Source organism: Sphingomonas psychrotolerans (assembly GCF_002796605.1).
Lineage (GTDB): Bacteria > Pseudomonadota > Alphaproteobacteria > Sphingomonadales > Sphingomonadaceae > Sphingomonas > Sphingomonas psychrotolerans.
Genome location: NZ_CP024923.1, coordinates 1,279,060 through 1,296,116, shown reverse-complemented (window position 1 = coordinate 1,296,116; position 17,057 = coordinate 1,279,060). Strand labels below are relative to the sequence as shown.

Genomic DNA, 17,057 nt, shown 5'->3' with positions numbered 1-17,057 from the left:
TTACTCCCTTTCTCTCCGCCCGCGAACCTTCCTGACATCCAAGGAAATCACCGTGTCCGAATTGCCGCCACTGCCGCTTTTCTATCGCGCGCCCGAAGCGCTTTCGCTCCAGCGCCACCAGGATTGGCGCCTGAAAGAGGGCGATTACGGCTTTGCCGCTGCAACGCCCTATGTGCCAGTGGTGGTCGGCGAGTTCGTCGCCGCGGCGCGCCATTATCCGATCCTGTTCGTGGATGCCGCCGTGGCATCGCCAGTGGCATTGCTCGGGCTGGGCGAGGACAATCTGTTCGTCACCGACGGGGTCTGGGCCGAGGGCATGCACATTCCGGCCTATGTCCGCCGCTACCCGTTCGGCTTCGTCGCCACCGACGATGCCGACCAGTTTGCCCTGATCGCCGATGCCGGTTCTGATCGCTTCGACCCGTCGGGCGAGGAGGGCGTCGCGTTGTTCGAAGACGGCAAGCCCAGCGCGCTGACTCGCCAGGCGCTCGAATTCTGCGAAGCCTATCGCCGCGATGCGACGGCTACCGGCGCACTCTGCGAGGCGCTCAAGGAGAACGACCTTCTCGTTCCGCGTCGCGCCGACATTACCTTGCCCGGTGGCCGCAAGCTGGGCGTTGACGGGTTCCTGGTGGTCGATGCAGCGAAGTTCGCCGCGCTTGAAGATGCGACGGTTCTCGCCTGGCACAAGAATGGCTGGTTGGCGGTGATTCACTATCACCTCGCCTCGCTCGACCATTTCAACGCGCTGCTCGTCCGTCAGGGGGCGTTCGCCACCGCCGCCGAGCCGTCACAGGCCGATGCTACCCCGACCGCCGCTTGATCTTCGATCTCTTGTGAGAGCTTTTGCCATGATCCTTCGTACTGCATTTTGCGCCCCCGCCTTGCTGATCGGCTCACCCGTCTTCGCCCAGACCGCCCCTTCCGCGCCCCCCGCCGTCGCTCCGCTCGGCGGTCCGGTCGTTCCCGGCGTCTGCCTGCTGTCGCGCGAGGCGATCTTCGCCAACGCCGCTATCGGCAAAGCCGCGTCGGCGCGTCTCAAGAAGATGTCCGACGATGCCCAGGCGGAGATCGCCGCCGAGCGCGCGCCGATCGAAGCGGATCTAAAGGCCTTTCAGGCCGAAGCCACCAAGCTAACCCCCGACCAGCGCCGCACCCGCGACCTGGCGCTGTCGGCCCGGCTTCAGCCGCTCCAGACCAAGGCGCAGCAGCGCTCGACTGCAATCGAGGCCGCGCGCGCTAGCGAAATGCAGCAGATCGCAGACGCTGCCCAGCCGGTCATCGCGTCGGTCTATAAACAAAGAAAGTGCGGATTGTTGTTCGATCGCAATTCGGCGCTGGGCGGCAATTTCGCCAACGACCTGACCGCCGATGTCGTGCGCGGCATTGACGCGAAGTCGGGTGCGACCGGAGGATAGGATCAGTTACGCGTCTGATCTTCGCTAGGGAAGCCGTCATGAACCCGAGCCGGAGCAGATCGCGCGACCGGCAGCTACGCCCAGCGTCTGACACCGTCAGGCCGCCATATTTCGCCTTCCAGTTGTAGAACGTCGCGTAGCTGATCCCGTGCTTGCGGCACAGACCGCCGTCTTCACGCCAGACTCGTGCTCGCGCAAACCCCAATGATCTGATCCTCGGTAAAACGGCTTCGCCGCATCGCTCGTCTCCATCTGACGAACTAACTTACAATGGCATGAATTCCGGGGAGCAGGTCACGGCCACCAAGGCATGCCACTGCGTCCAATCAAAGCCGAAAGAATTGTGGGACGAAATGTGGAGGTGAATTCGCCCCTATCGTCGGAAACGGCGGTAATCCGCCGTTCTCCGCTTGACGATGGTGACCCCTACGGAAGCCGAACGGCCGGAAGTGCGGGGGCTGCCTGTCGGCTCTGGGTCGCGAACTCATAGTAGCCGCCGTTCGAAAGCAGCGGTGCCCGAACGATTGACCGTGGCCACTGGCCCAAAGATGGATTGCTCATATCGACGACCCAACTTGCCGTATGTTGATGCCGTGCTCGCGGTCGGCGCGCGACGGCGATCTTAAAACTGTCACCTGGAGCCCCTAATTGCCTCGGTTTTTCCGGGATCTGGGGTTCATGGTGCTTGCGTCGATCCGAAATCAGCATCTTGAAGGCGCGCCCCCCGGCTATGACTGGTATGCGATCCAGATGGCCCTGAAGCGCTATCTGCGTGGCCGTGGCGCCCGGCACGATATCGTCGAGGATGTGAGCCAGGAGACGCTTGCCAGGTTGGTCGAGCTGGCCGGCACGCAGCAGATCGGCAGCGTGTTCTCGCTCGCCTTTCGCATCTCGGACAACCTCCTGATCGATGTGCATCGCCGCGACAGCCGCCTTGTCGGCGAGCCTGACGAAGAAGTGCACAGCGACCAGCCGTCGCTCAATCGGATCCTCGATTCACGACGCGCGATGGAGGTGTTCAGTCGCTGTCTGAAGAAGATGCCTCCGCTTCGACGCGAGGTGCTGCTGCGCCGACGGCTCAATCAGGAAAGCTGCCGCGCGATTGGAGACGATCTTGAATTGAGCGCAAAGGCGGTCGAGAAACACATCACACGCGGGATGATCGATCTGCGCAAAGCGCTCGAACAGGCCGGCATCGATCTGGCGGGACGGGATTGATGGCTCAGGAAACGCACGTGATCGACCTGCAGGCCGCACAATGGGTCGACCGCATGCGCCGCCCCGTGCTCGACAGCGACACTACCGCCGACTTCGATCGCTGGATCCTCAAGGATCCGCGCCATATCGAAAGCTATGCGCGCATGCAGACGCTGTGGCAGTCAGGCGGCCTCGAGGCAGCGTTACGCGGCATCGCGCCGCTGCCCCAAGCCGGCAATGACGACGCACCCGGTAAGGAGGCGCTTGCCCGCGGCCGCAACAGAGGTTGGCGGCGCATGGGTCAGGCTGCCGCATTGGCCGGCATTCTCGTCGTCGCGGGGGTCGCCGGCGCCCCGTCGCTGGTGACGGAAACGCAGTACGCCACCGCGCGCGGGCAGACCCGCACGGTCGCGCTGTCGGACGGCTCGACGATCCGCATGAACGGCGACACCCGTATCGCCGTGCGCATGGCGCCATGGTCCCGCCAGGTCGAGCTCCAGCGGGGCGAAGCGTTTTTCGATGTTGCGCATGAGCGGCTACGCGGTTTCGCGGTCGATGCCGGTGGCGCCAAGGTCTCGGTGCTCGGCACCGCGTTCGACGTGGACCGCGTCGATCGCGACACGCGCGTCATCCAGGTCTATCGCGGGATGGTTGGCGTCCATGCCGGCTCGGGGCGACAATGGCGGCTGCCGGCGGGAAGCGGCCTCGAACTCGAGGGTGAGCGTGTCCGCAGCCTGAAAGGGAGCGGCGACAAACGGCCCGACTGGACCCAGGGCTGGTTCGAAGCGAACGAGACGCCGGTTCGGCAACTCGTACAGAGGCTCAATCGCTCGATCGACCGCCCGATCGTGCTGGCAGATCCTTCCATCGGCGCGTTGCTCGTCACCGGGCGCTTCCCCATGCGTGAGCCGAAGAGCGTGCTGGAGATGGTGAGCGTCGTCCACGATCTACGCTGGCGCGCGACGAGCGATCGCTATGTGCTCAAGCGATAAGTGTAAGGGCGCGGTGACATGAGAATATCACAGTAAAGACTCGAATTTGTAAGAAGAAAAACTGTGTCGGGTTTCACCCCCGTGACCCGTCTCTCGCATGAACCGTTTGTAGTGGGGGTATTTCTTCGATGTTTGTTGTGAACCGGCCCGCCGTTTCGGCGCTGGCCCTTGCCGCCGCGACTCTGTGCGCCGCACCCGCCGCCGCCGCACAGCGCTATAGCTTTTCCATTCCCGAACAGGATCTTGCACAGGCGTTGCAGCTATTCTCGCGAGTGACCGGTATGCCGGTCGCCGCCTCGCCCGACGTGCTGCGTGGCCGCCGCAGCCGCGCAGTGTCCGGTATGATGTCTGCTACGGAGGCGCTTGCCGTGCTGGTGCGCGGCGCGGAAGTCCAGACGCAGGTCCGCGGCGGCTCGGTCATCGTCAAGCCCGCGCCGGCGCGGGCCCAGGTCGCAGCTGCCCGGCGGCCATCACCAACCAGGGCGCCACAGGCACAGGCACAGACCGCCGCGCCGCAGGAGGAAGAGCCGGCCGCCGAGGATATCGTCGTCACCGGCTATATCGCGGCGGCGCAGGAGTCCCTCGAGACCAAGCGTCGTTCGGCAATGGTGTCCGATACCGTCACCGCCGACGACATGGGCAAGCTGCCGGCGAACAACGTGTCGGAGGCGCTCGCCCGTCTGCCCGGCGTCAACGGCGTGCGCGATCCCGCCACGGGGGAAGGCGATCGCATCACCGTTCGCGGCCTCTCCACAGAGCTCAACAATTATTCGGTCAACGGCGTGCGCGTCGACGGCGCCGGTTCGCGCGACAGCAACTTCTTCCGCGGCGTGCGGCTGTCGGTGCTGCCGCCAGACGGCGTGAAGCAGATCACCGTCTACAAGACGCTCACCCCGGATCGCGACGGCGACGCGCTCGGCGGATCGATCGACATCACCACGCCGACAGCCTTCGACCAGAAGCCGACCTATGCGCGCATTTCGGCCGAAGGCGGCATGCTCGACAAGTTCGATCACCGCAAATACGGTCAGGTGTCAGCTGCCCTCTCGCGTCAGTTCAGCGAACATTTTGGGGTCTTCCTCGCGGGCAACTGGAGCCGGCGCAAATCGCAATATGAGCAGAACGGCGTCGACGGCGATAATCAGCCGGACACCTGGTACTCGAATAGCGAGACGCTCGGCTGGGACCCGAACCGCTTCGTGATGCGCGGCATGGATCTGGGGATCGGCGATACCGATGTGAAACGCTGGGGCTTCAACACCAGCATCGACTATCGCTCCGATCACCACGACCTGCACCTTCGTGGCCAGTACAGCGATTATCAGAAGCAGCAATTCCGCAGCCGGCTCAATTTCCGCAACGACACGGGCCGAAATTCCACGCGACTGGTGCAGGTCGATCCGACCGACGCTAGCCTTGTTCAGCCCGAAGACGGCATCCTGCGGACCGATGCCAGGCTGGGCCGCGTCTATCGCTACACGACCAGCCAGATCGTCGATCAGGACCGTGACGGTCTGATCACCGATGCCGACCGCAAGGGAAAGTCGTTCTACAGCCTCGCGGGTGGCTCCGGCGTTTGGGATCCGCAGGGTTTCCGCCTGCGCCGCTTCTGGGAAGCGAACAACGAAAGCGGCAATCTCGCTACCGCCAACGCCGGCGGCGTGTCGCGGTTCGGCGATTTCACCGTCGATTACGACCTGTCCTATTCCCAGTCGCAGGACAATCTCGACGACGGATACACGCTCGAGTTCCGCAGCGACAAATATGGCTGGTTGGGCAACAAGGGCGTGCTGTTCAGCAGCTCCGGGGATTCGCGCTTCCCCAAGTGGTTGCTCAACCCGCAGGGCATGAACGCGGTGCAGGATCCCGCGCAATATGCGTTCAGCAGTCTGGAAGGCGAGGTCGGCGGAAGCCAGCAGAAATTGTGGCAGGCACAGACGAACCTCCAATGGGCGCCGGATGTGGAATGGCTGCAGTCGGTCAAGGCAGGTGGCAAGCTCTACGATTCGCGGCGTCGCAATTTTTCGGGCTCGTTTCTTGACCTGAACGCCGACGGCACCATGGCCGACTTCTCGCAATTCTACGGCAAGAACGTCACCAGCCTGTTCGGCGGCGCCTATTCCGGTCTCTACCGGCTCGGTCAGACGATCGACAATGCGAAGATGCTTGCCGAGTTGCAGCATGCGGAGAGGGGCGAAAGCAGCTTTTTCGAGGGCTTCGCGGTGGATCCTTCCGACGCCCAGATGTCGAACGAGGAGAGTTTCCGGTTCAACGAGCGCGTGATCGCCGGATATGCCATGGCGACCGCGGCCTTCGGTCGTGCCCAGATGATCGCCGGCGTTCGGGTCGAGGCGACCCGCAACAAGGTCGAAGCCTATAATCTCGATCCGGTGCAGGGCGAACGCTTCACCACCGACCGGTCCAGCTTTACCAACGTGCTGCCGTCACTTCACGTCAATTTCGACTTCGATCGCCGCACCAAGCTGCGTGCCGCAGTGTGGACGAGCTTCGCGCGTCCCGACATCGCACGCATGAGCTCCGCCCGCGAATACGCTTATGATACCGACCCCGATGGCGACGGCACGGACAACCCGACCTCGCAATGGGTGCTTACCGGGATCAGCCAGGGCAATCCGAACCTGAAGCCGATGCGCTCGCTGAATCTCGACCTTTCGCTGGAGCGCTATAACGGGAAAAGCGGCGCCTATTCGGCGGCTTTGTTCTACAAACGCATCACCAACTTCCTGTTCCGTTCCTCCTCCAGCAACATCCGCAACGGTACGGTGGGTGAAAATGTCGACCCTGCCGGCGTGATCATTTCCATGCCGAACAACGGCGAACGGGCGACGGTCTATGGAATGGAGGTCAGCGGACAGCAGGTGCTCCACTGGCTACCCGGGGTGTTCGGCTCGCTCGGCATCGGCGGCAACCTGACTCTGCAGCGCTCCAAGGCGGTGACCGGCCTTTCCTGGCATCCGGAGGGCTATACCCTGCCGTTGATGGAGACGCCCGACACGATCGCCAATCTGCAATTGTTCTGGGAGCGCAAGGGCTGGGAAATCTATGCCGCCTGGAACTATCAGGGGAAGTTCCTCGGGGGCATCCAGGATTTCGGCAACAATCCCTATCAGCAGGCCTACAGCTTCCTCGATCTGACCTTCCGCAAGTCGTTCCTGAAGACGTCTTCGGTCCAGCTCCAGGTCCAGAACCTGCTCGACGGCCCGACCTATTGGGAAACGGTGTCGTCGGGCAAGGGAGCGAGCCGCGCCTATACCAAGAACGGCCGCACGATCTCGCTTGGTGTAAACCTGATCTTTTGAAGGAACGATGATGACTTCTCATCGCTTTGTCGGCGCCCTGTTCCTCGGCGTCGCTCTCCCGCTCGCGCCGTCGCAGGCGCAAACTCCGCCGGTGCAGCCGCAAGATGCCAGGCTCGCTGCCGCCACGCTGAAGCCCGAACGTATCGTGCTCAGTCTCACCGCCGATCCAACGACGGAAATGGCCGTGACCTGGCGCTCGGCACCGGGTGCCGTGGGCATGGTGCAATATGCGAAGGCCACCAGCAGCCCGGACTTCGTAAAGACGCCGATGACGCTGGCAGCCACCACGGACGATGCCACGCTGCCGGTGCGTGAGGACCCGGCCTTCCGTGCCGCCTATCATTCGGCGGTGCTCAAGGGTCTGGAGCCCAATAGGGTCTACGCCTATCGTGTCGGCGACGGGGCGCAATGGTCCGAATGGTTCCAGTTCCGCACGGCGCGCAAGGACGCCGCGCCGTTCCGCTTCATCTATCTCGGCGACATGCAGAACCAGATCCTGTCAGAGGCGTCGCGCACGCTGCGCATGGCGTTCCGGCAGGCGGGCGATGCCGCCTTCACGATCCATGCGGGCGATCTGGTCAACCGGCATGACAGCGATGCCGAATGGGGCGAGTGGTTCGCGGCCGGCGGGTTTCTCTATGCACAGACACCGCAGATGCCGACGCCGGGCAATCACGAATATGTCCGCGACGAAGCCGCGCGCGCCGGCTCCTCGATCACCGGCCAATGGCGCCGTCAGTTCACCTTGCCGGATAACGGCCCTGCAGATCTGCCGGCGGGGCGAGAGACCAACTGGTACACCGATTATCAGGGACTTCGGCTGATCTCGGTAGATTCGATGCAGGTCGATCGGGACGAGGTCGCGCGCAAGTCGATCGTGGCGTGGCTCGACGGGTTGCTCGCGCACAATCCGAACCGCTGGACGGTGCTCTTCCTGCATTTCCCGCTGTTTTCGAGTGATCCCGGCCGCGACAATCCGAAGGTGCGCGCGGCGTTGAAGCCGCTGATCGACAAATACCATGTCGATCTTGTGCTGCAGGGCCACGACCATGGATATGCACGCGGCGCAATCGGGCCAAACGGTCCGTCCGCCGACAAGGCCGGCTCTACTTATGCCGTCTCGGTGGCTGGCCCGAAGATGTACGAGGTCGCGCCGCTCGCCTGGGCCCGAAAAACGGCGTCGCGCACCCAGGCTTACCAGGTCATCGACGTCGCGCCGAACAAACTGACCTACCGCGCCTATACCGCGACCGGCGAGCCGCTGGACGCGGTAACCCTGCGCCACCGCCGATGATCGCGCGGGGGGCGTTCAAGCGGTGGTTCTTGCTCGACCTGTCGCGCTAGTCTGCGCCTGTCTGATCGGATTGCCCTGAAGTTCAAACGAGCATCGCCGTTTCCACACCTGCCGCGTCGCGGCGCACAGCGCGGTGTGAACCCCCGACAAGTCCCAAGGTCGGCCTCATTTCTGTCCCGGCGGATGAACATCAACCTGTGGCAGCTACAAGACGCCAGGCTCGGTCGCTGAACGGCTGGATTGGTCGCATGGCAGTCTCGAACTGTGTCACGCCCCTCCTTAAAATCTCGCACGGAGTGTGGGGAAAATGTGGGGTAGCTGCTGACGAGTGGCAAGATTGTGCAGTAAAATCATATCGATATAGAAGAATATGGGATACCTCCCGCTCCGCCGAACTCAGTGACTTGGCCAGACTCTGTGATCTGAGATCGGTGGGGAAGGGAAGGGCGGCTTTGCGCCCAAAAGCCGACGATCGTCGATCGTGAGGCGGCGCTCCGAAGCGGTCATCCGCCCGACCGGCTGCCGCGTCCAGACATCATCGCAATCCATAGCTTCCCGGTATGACCTAGAGGAACCGCGATTTCCCGCGGCACGCGGCACGCGGTTGGTATATTGCGAGAACGGGTCCGCAGCCGCGACAAAAAACCGGATCGGCTTGAAAAAGACGGACGGCCGTTGCGGACGGCAAGGCCAGACGATGTGCCGATCGTCTATGCGCCTTTTAGATAGTATTCCTTCTGCGCAGGGTAGTAGTCCTCGAACGACGGCAGCGTCTTGCCCTCGCGGGCGGCGACCAACATGTCGAGATAGTACTCCCAGCCCGGGCCCACGTCGCCCGCGAGCTTCCGGTCGGATAGGTGCTGCACGAAACGCAACTCCGTCATGTCGTCCGTCTGCGTCAACGTCATCTCGATGCGCCACGCTCCGAATTCATCATTCATTGTGAGGACGAGGAGGCGCGGCGCCTCGCATTCTTCGATCGTCACCTCCGCCCAGGGCTGGTCCTTCTCATGGACCAGTTGCAGCCGCACGATCTTGCCGGGGCCAGCATCGCCTTCCCACGGACCGAACCATCGCGCGGTGCTCTCGGATGTCGTTACGCTTGTCCAGACGTCATCGATGGGTGCGCGGAAGATGCGCGTCAGGATCAGGTCGTTGCCGACGACGTGGCCGGTAGGCTGAGGGCTCATGCTGTATCCTTCTTGCTGTCTTTGACGCGTTTGAGAGCCACACTCACTTGCCTCTCCGAGACACGTCCACATTCACCCGTTACGGCAGCTGTTATTGCGGCCGAGTGCGTTGCTGTCTGTGCCTGTAACCTGTTGCGACGGCCTGAACGACAATGGGTGAAACCCGCCGAGCGAAACGCGCCACCTTTTACCCGTAGTCGTGGCACCCAAAATAACGACGCGCCACCGACGCTGATTGTCTGGGGACCACGTGACGGCTACATGCCGGAAGGGTCTGCCAAGGCTTATCTGCGCGATCTGCCAAGCGCCGAACTGCACGTGCTGGAGGGCGGACACTGGCTGCTGGAAACGCACCTCCACGAGGTGGCAGGCCTGATCCGGCCGTTTCTGAGGTCGATCGCGGCCAGACCCGACTGAACGCCGGCGGCGAGGCGCCGTCTTGAGGAGTGTTCCCGGTGCATTTCGATGGCTTGATAGAGATCCGAGGTATCAACCCGCTGGTTTTCGTGAGCGCCGAGCGCGCGAACGAGATCCGGCCGGGCTGGCGCAGGCCAATGCCGGTCCTGGTCCAGCTGAACGGCAAGCCAACCCCCGCCTGGCGCATCAACATGATGCCGGCGGGGGACGGAAGCTTCTTCCTCTATCTCGATGGCCGGCTCCGCAAGCAAGCCGAAGTCGATGTGGGTGATATGGTCGCGGTTTCGGTCCACTTCGATTCCGATTACAGGACCGGGCCTCAGCACGCGATGCACCCGGCGTTCGCAGCGGGACTGGAGAGCAGCCCGGATATCAAGGCGCGGTGGGAAGCCCTGGCGCCCAGCCTGCAAAAGGAGGTGCTGCGCTACCTCGCAAACCTGAAGTCTGATGCCGCAAGGACGAGGAACGTCGAACGCGTCATGCGTGTCCTCGCCGGTGCGAAAGAGCGCTTCATGGCCAGATACTGGAACTAGCTCCCAGTGCCGTTCGGTCAGTCGCTTTTTCTAATGTTCAACTGATAACAACTTATTTCCACTCTATGCCACACTAGCCGACAGGTGACGACGGCACAAATTCACCCTCAATCCGCGGCAGCTAAGCGCCCAATTGTGGTCGTTCCGAGCTGTCCTGTGGCATCCTGAAAGCCGCCGTTCCGTTAGCCGATCCTGGGACGCAGACCAATGACACAGTCTTGGACATGATGAGACAGACTGACCCGCTCCGCGACGTCTCAGCCCCGCTATCCGCTTCGGCCCCCGTCCTTATCGAGACGTCGAACGCCTCGACCTCGCTGCTTGGAGGAACATTGCGGCGGAACCAGACATTGCCGCCGGTCCACCAGCGGGCACCAATTCGGATCGGGCCGAGCAGCACGGCGCCGGCGAAGATCACCAATCGTCGCCAATCAACGGGCTGTCGGCGACCTCCGCACCCTTCGTGATGGGCTTCGCCTGGAGCAATCGGCTCATCGCCTAGCGTAGCGTTCTGATAGAGAGGGACGCGAGGCGGTGCAGCGCGGGCGCAACGTCACCCGTGGTCCGGGACCGGCGGGGAGCTTCCTGCGCGAGCGTTACGACGCCGGCGATTTCGAGCAGGGCGAGGGCGTGTCAGGCGCTTCATAACGCATCGCTCGGCCAGGCGTTCGTAGCCGGTCCCCGTCCTCGTCGTGTATTTGATAGAGGTCAGCATAGATGCCGCGCTCTTTGATTAACTGCGCGTGGTTGCCCAGCTCGACAATCGCGCCGTCATGGATGACGGCGATGCGGTCCGCGTCACGGATCGTGGCGAGGCGATGCGCGATGATGAGCGCGGTGCGGCCGTGGCAGAGGCGGCGTAGCGCGGCCTGGATCCGGCGCTCAGTGCTGATGTCGACTGCCGATGTGGCTTCGTCGAGAACGAGTATGACAGGATCGGCGAGATAGGCGCGGACGAGGCAGACAAGCTGGCGCTGGCCTTGGCTGAGGTTCGTGCCGAGCGGTCCGACCTCTGTCTGATAGCCATGCGGCAGCGTGCGAAGGATTTCGTCTGCGCCGAGTTCGTGTGCGGCTTCGATCAGTTCGGCGTCGCTCGCCCCGGGTTTGGCGAGCCGCAGGTTTTCGAGCGCGGTGCCGCCGAACAATACATTGTCCTGCAGCACCACGCCCACCTGTTTCCGCAAACTCGCCTCCGAGACATGGCGGATGTCGTGGCCGTCGAGCAGCACCGCGCCGGTATCGACGTCGTAGAAACGTGTGAGCAGCTGGACGAGCGTGCTCTTTCCATGGCCGGTGGGGCCGACGATCGCCAGCACTTCGCCGGGTGCGACGCGGAGGTCCAGGTCGCGGATCACCGGGCGCGCGGGGTGATAGCCGAAGCCGATATTGCGGAAGTGGATCTCGCCCTTGAGGCGTGGAAGTTCGAGCGCGGCGGGGAGTTCGCGGATTTCGGGCTCTGTGTCGAGCAGCAGGAAGATGCGCTGGGCGCAGGCCGAACCACTGGCGAAGCGCTCGAACAGGTCGCCGAATTCCTGGAGCGGGGCGAGGAACAAGAAGACGTAGAACAGGCTCTGGGTGAGATCGCCTAGGGTGAGCGTACCGAGCGCGATGTCGCCGCCGCCGATGACGAGAGTGAGCGCGAGCCCGGCGGTAGTGAGCAGTCCGGTGAACGGCGCGAACCAGCCCGAGCTCGCGCTGCCCGCGATCAGCGTCGTGTTGAAGTCACGGAGCAGGCCGCGATAGCGCTGGAGATTCTCCGCCTCGCGCCCGACCTGCTTGATCAGCCGCACGCCGGCGACGGTTTCGACCAGATGCGCAGTGAAGCGGCTGCGATTCTCGGCGACGCGGCCCCAGCTGCGCTGTGACAGCCGCTTGAACGCGATCGTCGCGAGCAGCAATACGGGCACCACGAGTGCGAGCCCGTACAGCAGGACGGGGGCGATCGCCCAGAGCAACACTGCCGCGAGCACCAGCCGCAACACCGCGGAGAGGAATTGCGGCGGGCATTGGATGAGCATCGGCTCGAGCGTGTCGACGTCGCGGTCGGCGCGCGAGATGATCCGGCCTGCCTTGGTCCGATCGAAATAGCCGACGCTGAGCGACTGGACATGCGCGAAGACGCGGCTGCGGATGGCGCCCAGCAATTCGGTGGCGGCGCTGCCGGCGAAATATTGCGAGAGGCCGCCGAGCGCGAAGCGCAGTGCCCAGGTGGCGGCGAGCCCGGCGCAGGCGAGTGCGACGAGGTCGGCGTCGAACGGGTGCAACGCGCGGTCGATCACCAGCCCGATCAGCAACGGGCGGGCGAAGATCGCGAGAACTTGCACCAGTTCGATCGCGATCACGGCTGTGATGAGCCCGCGCACCGGGTGGAGCAGCGGCAGAAGCTGGCGGACCATGCCGCGGTCGAGTGCCTTGTTGGCGAGCTTCTCCTCGAGCTCGAGATCGGAGAGCGGGCGATCACCCGCCAGCACGTTCATAGCCCCATCAATGCGCGATAAGCGGGGCTGGCGGCGATCAGTTCGGCATGCGCGCCCTGCGCGGCGATTCCGCCATCGGCGAGCATCACCACGCGGTCCGCGGCGAGGATCGTCGGCAGGCGACTCGATACGATCAGCATCGTCACCGGGCGCCCGGCGATGTCGCGGCGGCGGCGGATATTGTCGATCGCGCGACGCTCGGTGGCGGCGTCGAGCGCGCTGGTCGCATCGTCGAGGACGAGCAGATCAGCGTCGGCGAGCAATGCGCGAGCGAGGCAGAGCCGTTGGCGCTGGCCGCCGGACAGGGTGATGCCGCGGTCGCCGACCTTGGTCTGGAGACCGTCGGGCAGACGTTCGAGCAACTCGCCAGCCGCGGCTTGATCGAGTGCAGCCTCCAGCTCGGCGTCGCTAGCGTGCGGGGCGGTGACACGGAGATTTGCCGCGAGCGTGTCCGAGAACAGGAAGCATTCCTGCGGCAGAACGTGGACGCGGCGGCGCAATTCGCTCAGGTCGAGTTCGCGCACGTCGCGCCAGCCTGCTCCGTCGGAACCGACCTGCACCGCGCCCGCCCCGGCCTCAATCAGGCGTGGAAACAAAGCGGTGAGGATGCTCTTGCCCGATCCAGTGGCGCCGACCAGCGCGACGATCTCGCCGGGTTCGATGCGGAGCGAGAGGTTGTGGAGCACTGCGGCGCCGTCGCCGAGCGGCGCGACCGAGACGCCCTCGAGACGGCAACCGAGCGGGCCGGAGGGGAGGGGCCGGGCGCCCGAGACGATTTCGGGCTGGGCATCGAGCACTTCCCAGATCCGCGCTGCCGAGGCGCGGGCGTCGGCGACGATCTGGAGCAGGGCGCCGATACCCTCGATCCGCAGTACGAGGGTGTTGACGACGAGCAGGGCGCCGACCAGCGCGCCGAGGTCGAGCCGGCCATGGCCGACCAGCCATGCGCCATAACCGAGCACCCAGGCATGGCCGAGCGCGATCACCGCCTGGGGGAGCGGGACGCTGCGCGCGGCGTGGGCGATCGCTTTGCGCGTCTCGCGCCGGAAAGTGGCGATGTGCGCGTCGAAACGGGCGATCCGCGCGTCCTGAAGCCCGAAGGCCTTGATCACGCGGACGCCGTGGACGCCTTCCGACAAATCCTGCGTGACTGCGTCATAGGCCGCGCCGATCTTGCGATCGAGCAGCACCAACGCGTCGGCCTGTGCGGCGAGCATCGCGATCCCGGTCAACATTAGTGCGAGCGGCACCACGCCGAGCCACGGCGAATACCAGCAGAGCAGCGCAACCGAGATCAGCACCACCACGCCGGTCTCGAACATCTGGCGCCAGAAGTTGATCAGAGCGTCGCGCACCTTGTCGGCGTCGCGGGTCATGCGGGTGACCATCTCGCCGACGCCGTGGCGCCAGTGATAGGTCAAATCGAGCCGCTGGACCTGGATCATGATCCGCTCGCGCAGATGCGTGAGCAGTTCCTGGCCGATCCATAGCGACATCAGCCCGGCGCCGTACTGGACGATCGCGCGCGCCGCCGACAGGCCGAGCAGCAACGCGACCCAGAACCATGCGCGGTCGTAATCGAGTCCGGCGGGACCGGCGACAACCAGCTTGCCGACCCCCGCTTCGTGTACTGCGCGGCCGACCAGCCCCTGCTGCGCGATCAGCGCGAGATTGACTCCGAACAGCATCGTCGCGGTCAGCACGAATCGGACCGGCATGCGGCGATAGATTGCGAGGCAACGCAGCAGGGGCGCGCCGGAGGCGACCGTCTCCGGCGCGCTCGTCGTCATCAGCATATGCTGAGGTCAGACGGCGATGCGGATCGTCTGCGCGGCCTCGAGCGGGCGGGCATCAGCCCATTGCCGCACGTCGAAGCTGGTCGGGATGAACTTCCAGCGATAGAGGAAGTCCGTGAAGTCCTGCAGCGCGGTAAGCGATTGCTGGGAGAGGTCGGTGCGCAGCCGCGTCTGCGCATCGTCGCCATAAGCGACCGACACCCAATATTCGCTCGCATTGGTCTCGCGTGCCAGATAGCGGCGCACGTCGGACGGATGGTCCTGCGCCCAGGCTTCGGCGCGCAGCACCTGCTCGACGATCGTCACTGCCGCGTCGAAATGATTGTCGAGCAGATGTCCGTCCACCGCGAGGGCGCGCGGGGTACCGTTGTTGGCGCGGATCAGCGGCTCGGGATGCGCGCCGGTGTCGATCACCGTCGTCAGCCCGAACTGGTGCGCGACCTGCGCGCCGTGTGCGCCCTTGAGGAAGATCGCATCGACCTCGCCACGCAGCAACGCCACGACTTCCTGATTGTTGTTGCGCCCGCGACGGCCGCGCGCAGCGAGGGTGCCGTTGACGTTCTCGACCGCGTGATCGCTGTAATGGCTCTCAATATCCTGATCGACCAGCTCGACATCGCCGACGCTGAGCCCTTCGAGGCTGAGTGCGTTCTCGAGCCCGCGCAGCGCTTGGGCACGGGTGAAGTCGATCTCGACATGCTTCCAGTTGGGCAGGCCGAAGCGGCGGCCCTTGAGATCGTGGACGCTCTCGATGCCCGATTCGGGGCTGGCGAGGATCAATTGGGTCTCGTCGGCCCAGGACAGGCCGAGCAGTCTCGTGTCGCGGCCGAGCGCGCGGGCGCTGATCGCGGGTATGTTGCCGCCATGGCGCACCGAATTGCGCACCTTGTGGCTGAAGTGCGATTCCCGCGTCGTGAAGTCGTTCGATTCGAGGATCGATTCGACCTTGGTACCCTGCACCCTGAAGGCGTCTTCCAGCCAGCCTTGCTGGATGGCGATGCCGAGCCCGGTGGGAACGGGGCAGCGCGTGTACCAGAGCGTGTCGAGCGAATTTGCCATGGAATGTTCCTTCGTCAGGCGGCGGAGAGGAGATCGGCGGGCGCCGCGGCGCCAATCGCCGGGCGCGGCAGCGCGAGGTGATCGCGCAGCGTCGTGCCGGCATATTCGGTGCGGAACAGGCCGCGGCGCTGGAGCTCGGGGACGACGAGGTCGACGAACTCGTCGAGCGAACTCGGCAGCAGCGGTGGGATCAGGTTGAATCCGTCGGCGGCGTCGCGCTCGAACCAGTCCTGGATCTGGTCGGCGATGTCGACGGGCGTGCCGATCACCACGCGGTGTCCGCGCACGGCGTTGAAGCGCAGGAAGAGCTGGCGGATGCTTAGGTTCTCGCGGCGGGCGAGCGCGGTGAGCTGACGCCAGCGGCCCTTGCCGTTTTCGGGCTCGGGCAGATCGGGGAGGGGACCGTCGAGCGGATAGCCGCTGACGTCCTGTCCCATCAGATTGAGGTCGCCGGAGAAATCGACCGCGGCTTCGAGCGCGGCGAACTTGTCCTGTGCTTCCTGCTTGCTGGTGCCGATCGCGAAGGACAGGCCGGGCATCACCTTGAGCGTATCCGGATCGCGGCCGTAACGCGCCATCCGGCGCTTCACATCGGCGTAGAAGCCCTGCGCGTCCTCGATGAACTGCGCGGCGGCGTAGATCATTTCGGCATATTTGGCAGCGAACTCGCGGCCGACCTCCGAATTGCCCGCCTGCGCGAACACCGGATGGCCCTGGATCGGGCGAGCGACGTCGAGGACGCTGCTCAGATGGAAATAGCGGCCGTCGTGGTGGACCGGATGCACGTCGTTGGGGTCGAGATAGAGCCCGCTCTCGCGATCGGCATGGTCGAACGCGTCGTCCTCCCAGCTGTCCCACAATGCGCGGGCGACATCGACGAATTCCGCGGCGCGCTGATAGCGCTCGGCATGGCTCGGGGGCTGATCGATCCCGAAGCTGCTCGCCGCGCCGTCGGCAAGCGAGGAGACGATGTTCCAGCCGATCCGCCCGCCGCTGATATGATCGAGCGAGGCGAAGCGGCGCGCGAGCGAATAGGGGTGATCGAAATTGGTGTTGACCGTCGCGACGATCCCGATCCGCTCGGTGACCGCGGCGAGCGCGGCCGAAAGCGTCAGCGGCTCGAAATCGAGAAAGGCGTGGCGCCGCTCGATCCCCCTGGTGCTGCCGCCCGCCTGACCGACGAAATCGGCGAAGAAGGCGACGTCGAACTTGCCGCGCTCGGCGGTCCTGGCCAGCTCGGCCCAATAGCGGAAATCGGGCCTTCCGCTATTGGCCGCGCCGGGCTGGCGCCATGCGCCGGGATGGTGGCCGTGGCGGGTGAGGAAAACCCCGAGAGCGAGCTGACGTTTGCTGGTCATGATCGC

The 17,057-nt window shown here is 64.5% G+C and carries 13 protein-coding genes and 1 pseudogene; 8 read left to right on the top strand and 6 right to left on the bottom strand.

Annotated features, from left to right (window positions below; all coding sequences use genetic code 11):
• Positions 1–52 precede the first annotated feature (52 nt).
• Together CVN68_RS05880 and CVN68_RS05875 are read left to right on the top strand one after the other, a co-directional pair.
• Positions 53–823 (top strand): SapC family protein, encoded by a 771-nt coding sequence (locus tag CVN68_RS05880; RefSeq protein ID WP_233503597.1) that lies wholly within the window; start codon positions 53–55, stop codon positions 821–823.
• A 28-nt stretch (positions 824–851) separates the two neighbouring features.
• Complete coding sequence (locus CVN68_RS05875) at positions 852–1,418, top strand: OmpH family outer membrane protein (RefSeq protein WP_100281369.1); 567 nt, start codon at positions 852–854, stop codon at positions 1,416–1,418.
• Between the two features lie 76 nt (positions 1,419–1,494).
• Here the strand turns inward: CVN68_RS05875 and CVN68_RS05870 are convergent.
• A pseudogene (locus tag CVN68_RS05870) lies at positions 1,495–1,657 on the bottom strand (transposase); the annotation flags it as partial.
• A gap of 409 nt (positions 1,658–2,066) precedes the next feature.
• Between CVN68_RS05870 and CVN68_RS05865 the strand changes: the two are divergent.
• From CVN68_RS05865 to CVN68_RS05850, 4 genes are all read left to right on the top strand, one after another.
• On the top strand, positions 2,067–2,636 hold the full coding sequence (locus tag CVN68_RS05865) for an RNA polymerase sigma factor (protein WP_158298755.1): 570 nt from the start codon (positions 2,067–2,069) through the stop codon (positions 2,634–2,636).
• Positions 2,636–3,607, top strand: coding sequence for a FecR family protein (locus CVN68_RS05860; RefSeq protein WP_100281367.1), 972 nt, complete (start codon positions 2,636–2,638; stop codon positions 3,605–3,607). Before CVN68_RS05865 ends, CVN68_RS05860 begins: the two co-directional genes overlap by 1 nt.
• Before the next feature lie 128 nt (positions 3,608–3,735).
• Positions 3,736–6,927, top strand: a complete 3,192-nt coding sequence (locus CVN68_RS05855) for a TonB-dependent receptor (RefSeq protein ID WP_100281366.1) — start codon at positions 3,736–3,738, stop codon at positions 6,925–6,927.
• Positions 6,928–6,937: 10 nt separating this feature from the next.
• Positions 6,938–8,221: a purple acid phosphatase family protein gene (locus CVN68_RS05850; RefSeq protein WP_199560219.1), complete on the top strand. Its 1,284-nt coding sequence runs from the start codon at positions 6,938–6,940 to the stop codon at positions 8,219–8,221.
• A 710-nt stretch (positions 8,222–8,931) separates the two neighbouring features.
• Here the strand turns inward: CVN68_RS05850 and CVN68_RS05845 are convergent.
• The gene (locus tag CVN68_RS05845) at positions 8,932–9,411 is read right to left on the bottom strand and encodes an SRPBCC family protein (protein ID WP_100281364.1); all 480 of its coding nucleotides are present in this window, start codon (positions 9,409–9,411) and stop codon (positions 8,932–8,934) included.
• Positions 9,412–9,567: 156 nt separating this feature from the next.
• Here CVN68_RS05845 and CVN68_RS05840 point away from each other — a divergent pair, with 156 nt between their 5' ends.
• Together CVN68_RS05840 and CVN68_RS05835 are read left to right on the top strand one after the other, a co-directional pair.
• Complete coding sequence (locus tag CVN68_RS05840) at positions 9,568–9,828, top strand: alpha/beta fold hydrolase (protein ID WP_199560218.1); 261 nt, start codon at positions 9,568–9,570, stop codon at positions 9,826–9,828.
• Between the two features lie 38 nt (positions 9,829–9,866).
• A complete protein-coding gene (locus CVN68_RS05835; protein ID WP_158298754.1) occupies positions 9,867–10,361 on the top strand; it encodes a YdeI/OmpD-associated family protein in 495 nt (164 codons plus the stop codon).
• Between the two features lie 596 nt (positions 10,362–10,957).
• Here CVN68_RS05835 and CVN68_RS05830 read toward each other — a convergent pair.
• The 4 genes from CVN68_RS05830 to CVN68_RS05815 are packed head-to-tail and all read right to left on the bottom strand — an operon-like array spanning position 10,958 to position 17,051.
• Entirely contained in the window at positions 10,958–12,838 is a 1,881-nt protein-coding gene (locus CVN68_RS05830; RefSeq protein ID WP_100281362.1) for an ABC transporter ATP-binding protein, read from the bottom strand.
• Positions 12,835–14,628, bottom strand: coding sequence for an ABC transporter ATP-binding protein (locus CVN68_RS05825; protein WP_100284234.1), 1,794 nt, complete (start codon positions 14,626–14,628; stop codon positions 12,835–12,837). The genes CVN68_RS05830 and CVN68_RS05825 overlap by 4 nt, the downstream gene beginning before the upstream one ends.
• A gap of 15 nt (positions 14,629–14,643) precedes the next feature.
• Complete coding sequence (locus tag CVN68_RS05820) at positions 14,644–15,693, bottom strand: ABC transporter substrate-binding protein (protein WP_100281361.1); 1,050 nt, start codon at positions 15,691–15,693, stop codon at positions 14,644–14,646.
• Between the two features lie 14 nt (positions 15,694–15,707).
• Positions 15,708–17,051 (bottom strand): LLM class flavin-dependent oxidoreductase, encoded by a 1,344-nt coding sequence (locus CVN68_RS05815; RefSeq protein ID WP_100281360.1) that lies wholly within the window; start codon positions 17,049–17,051, stop codon positions 15,708–15,710.
• Positions 17,052–17,057: the final 6 nt, after the last annotated feature.

Coding starts and splice junctions, on each gene's coding strand:
- CVN68_RS05875 (WP_100281369.1), top strand. CDS start 852: ATGATCCTTCGTACTGCATTTTGCGCCCCCGCCTTGCTGATCGGCTCA.
- CVN68_RS05825 (WP_100284234.1), bottom strand. CDS start 14,628: ATGACGACGAGCGCGCCGGAGACGGTCGCCTCCGGCGCGCCCCTGCTG.
- CVN68_RS05815 (WP_100281360.1), bottom strand. CDS start 17,051: ATGACCAGCAAACGTCAGCTCGCTCTCGGGGTTTTCCTCACCCGCCAC.
- CVN68_RS05850 (WP_199560219.1), top strand. CDS start 6,938: ATGACTTCTCATCGCTTTGTCGGCGCCCTGTTCCTCGGCGTCGCTCTC.
- CVN68_RS05845 (WP_100281364.1), bottom strand. CDS start 9,411: ATGAGCCCTCAGCCTACCGGCCACGTCGTCGGCAACGACCTGATCCTG.
- CVN68_RS05855 (WP_100281366.1), top strand. CDS start 3,736: ATGTTTGTTGTGAACCGGCCCGCCGTTTCGGCGCTGGCCCTTGCCGCC.
- CVN68_RS05860 (WP_100281367.1), top strand. CDS start 2,636: ATGGCTCAGGAAACGCACGTGATCGACCTGCAGGCCGCACAATGGGTC.
- CVN68_RS05820 (WP_100281361.1), bottom strand. CDS start 15,693: ATGGCAAATTCGCTCGACACGCTCTGGTACACGCGCTGCCCCGTTCCC.
- CVN68_RS05830 (WP_100281362.1), bottom strand. CDS start 12,838: ATGAACGTGCTGGCGGGTGATCGCCCGCTCTCCGATCTCGAGCTCGAG.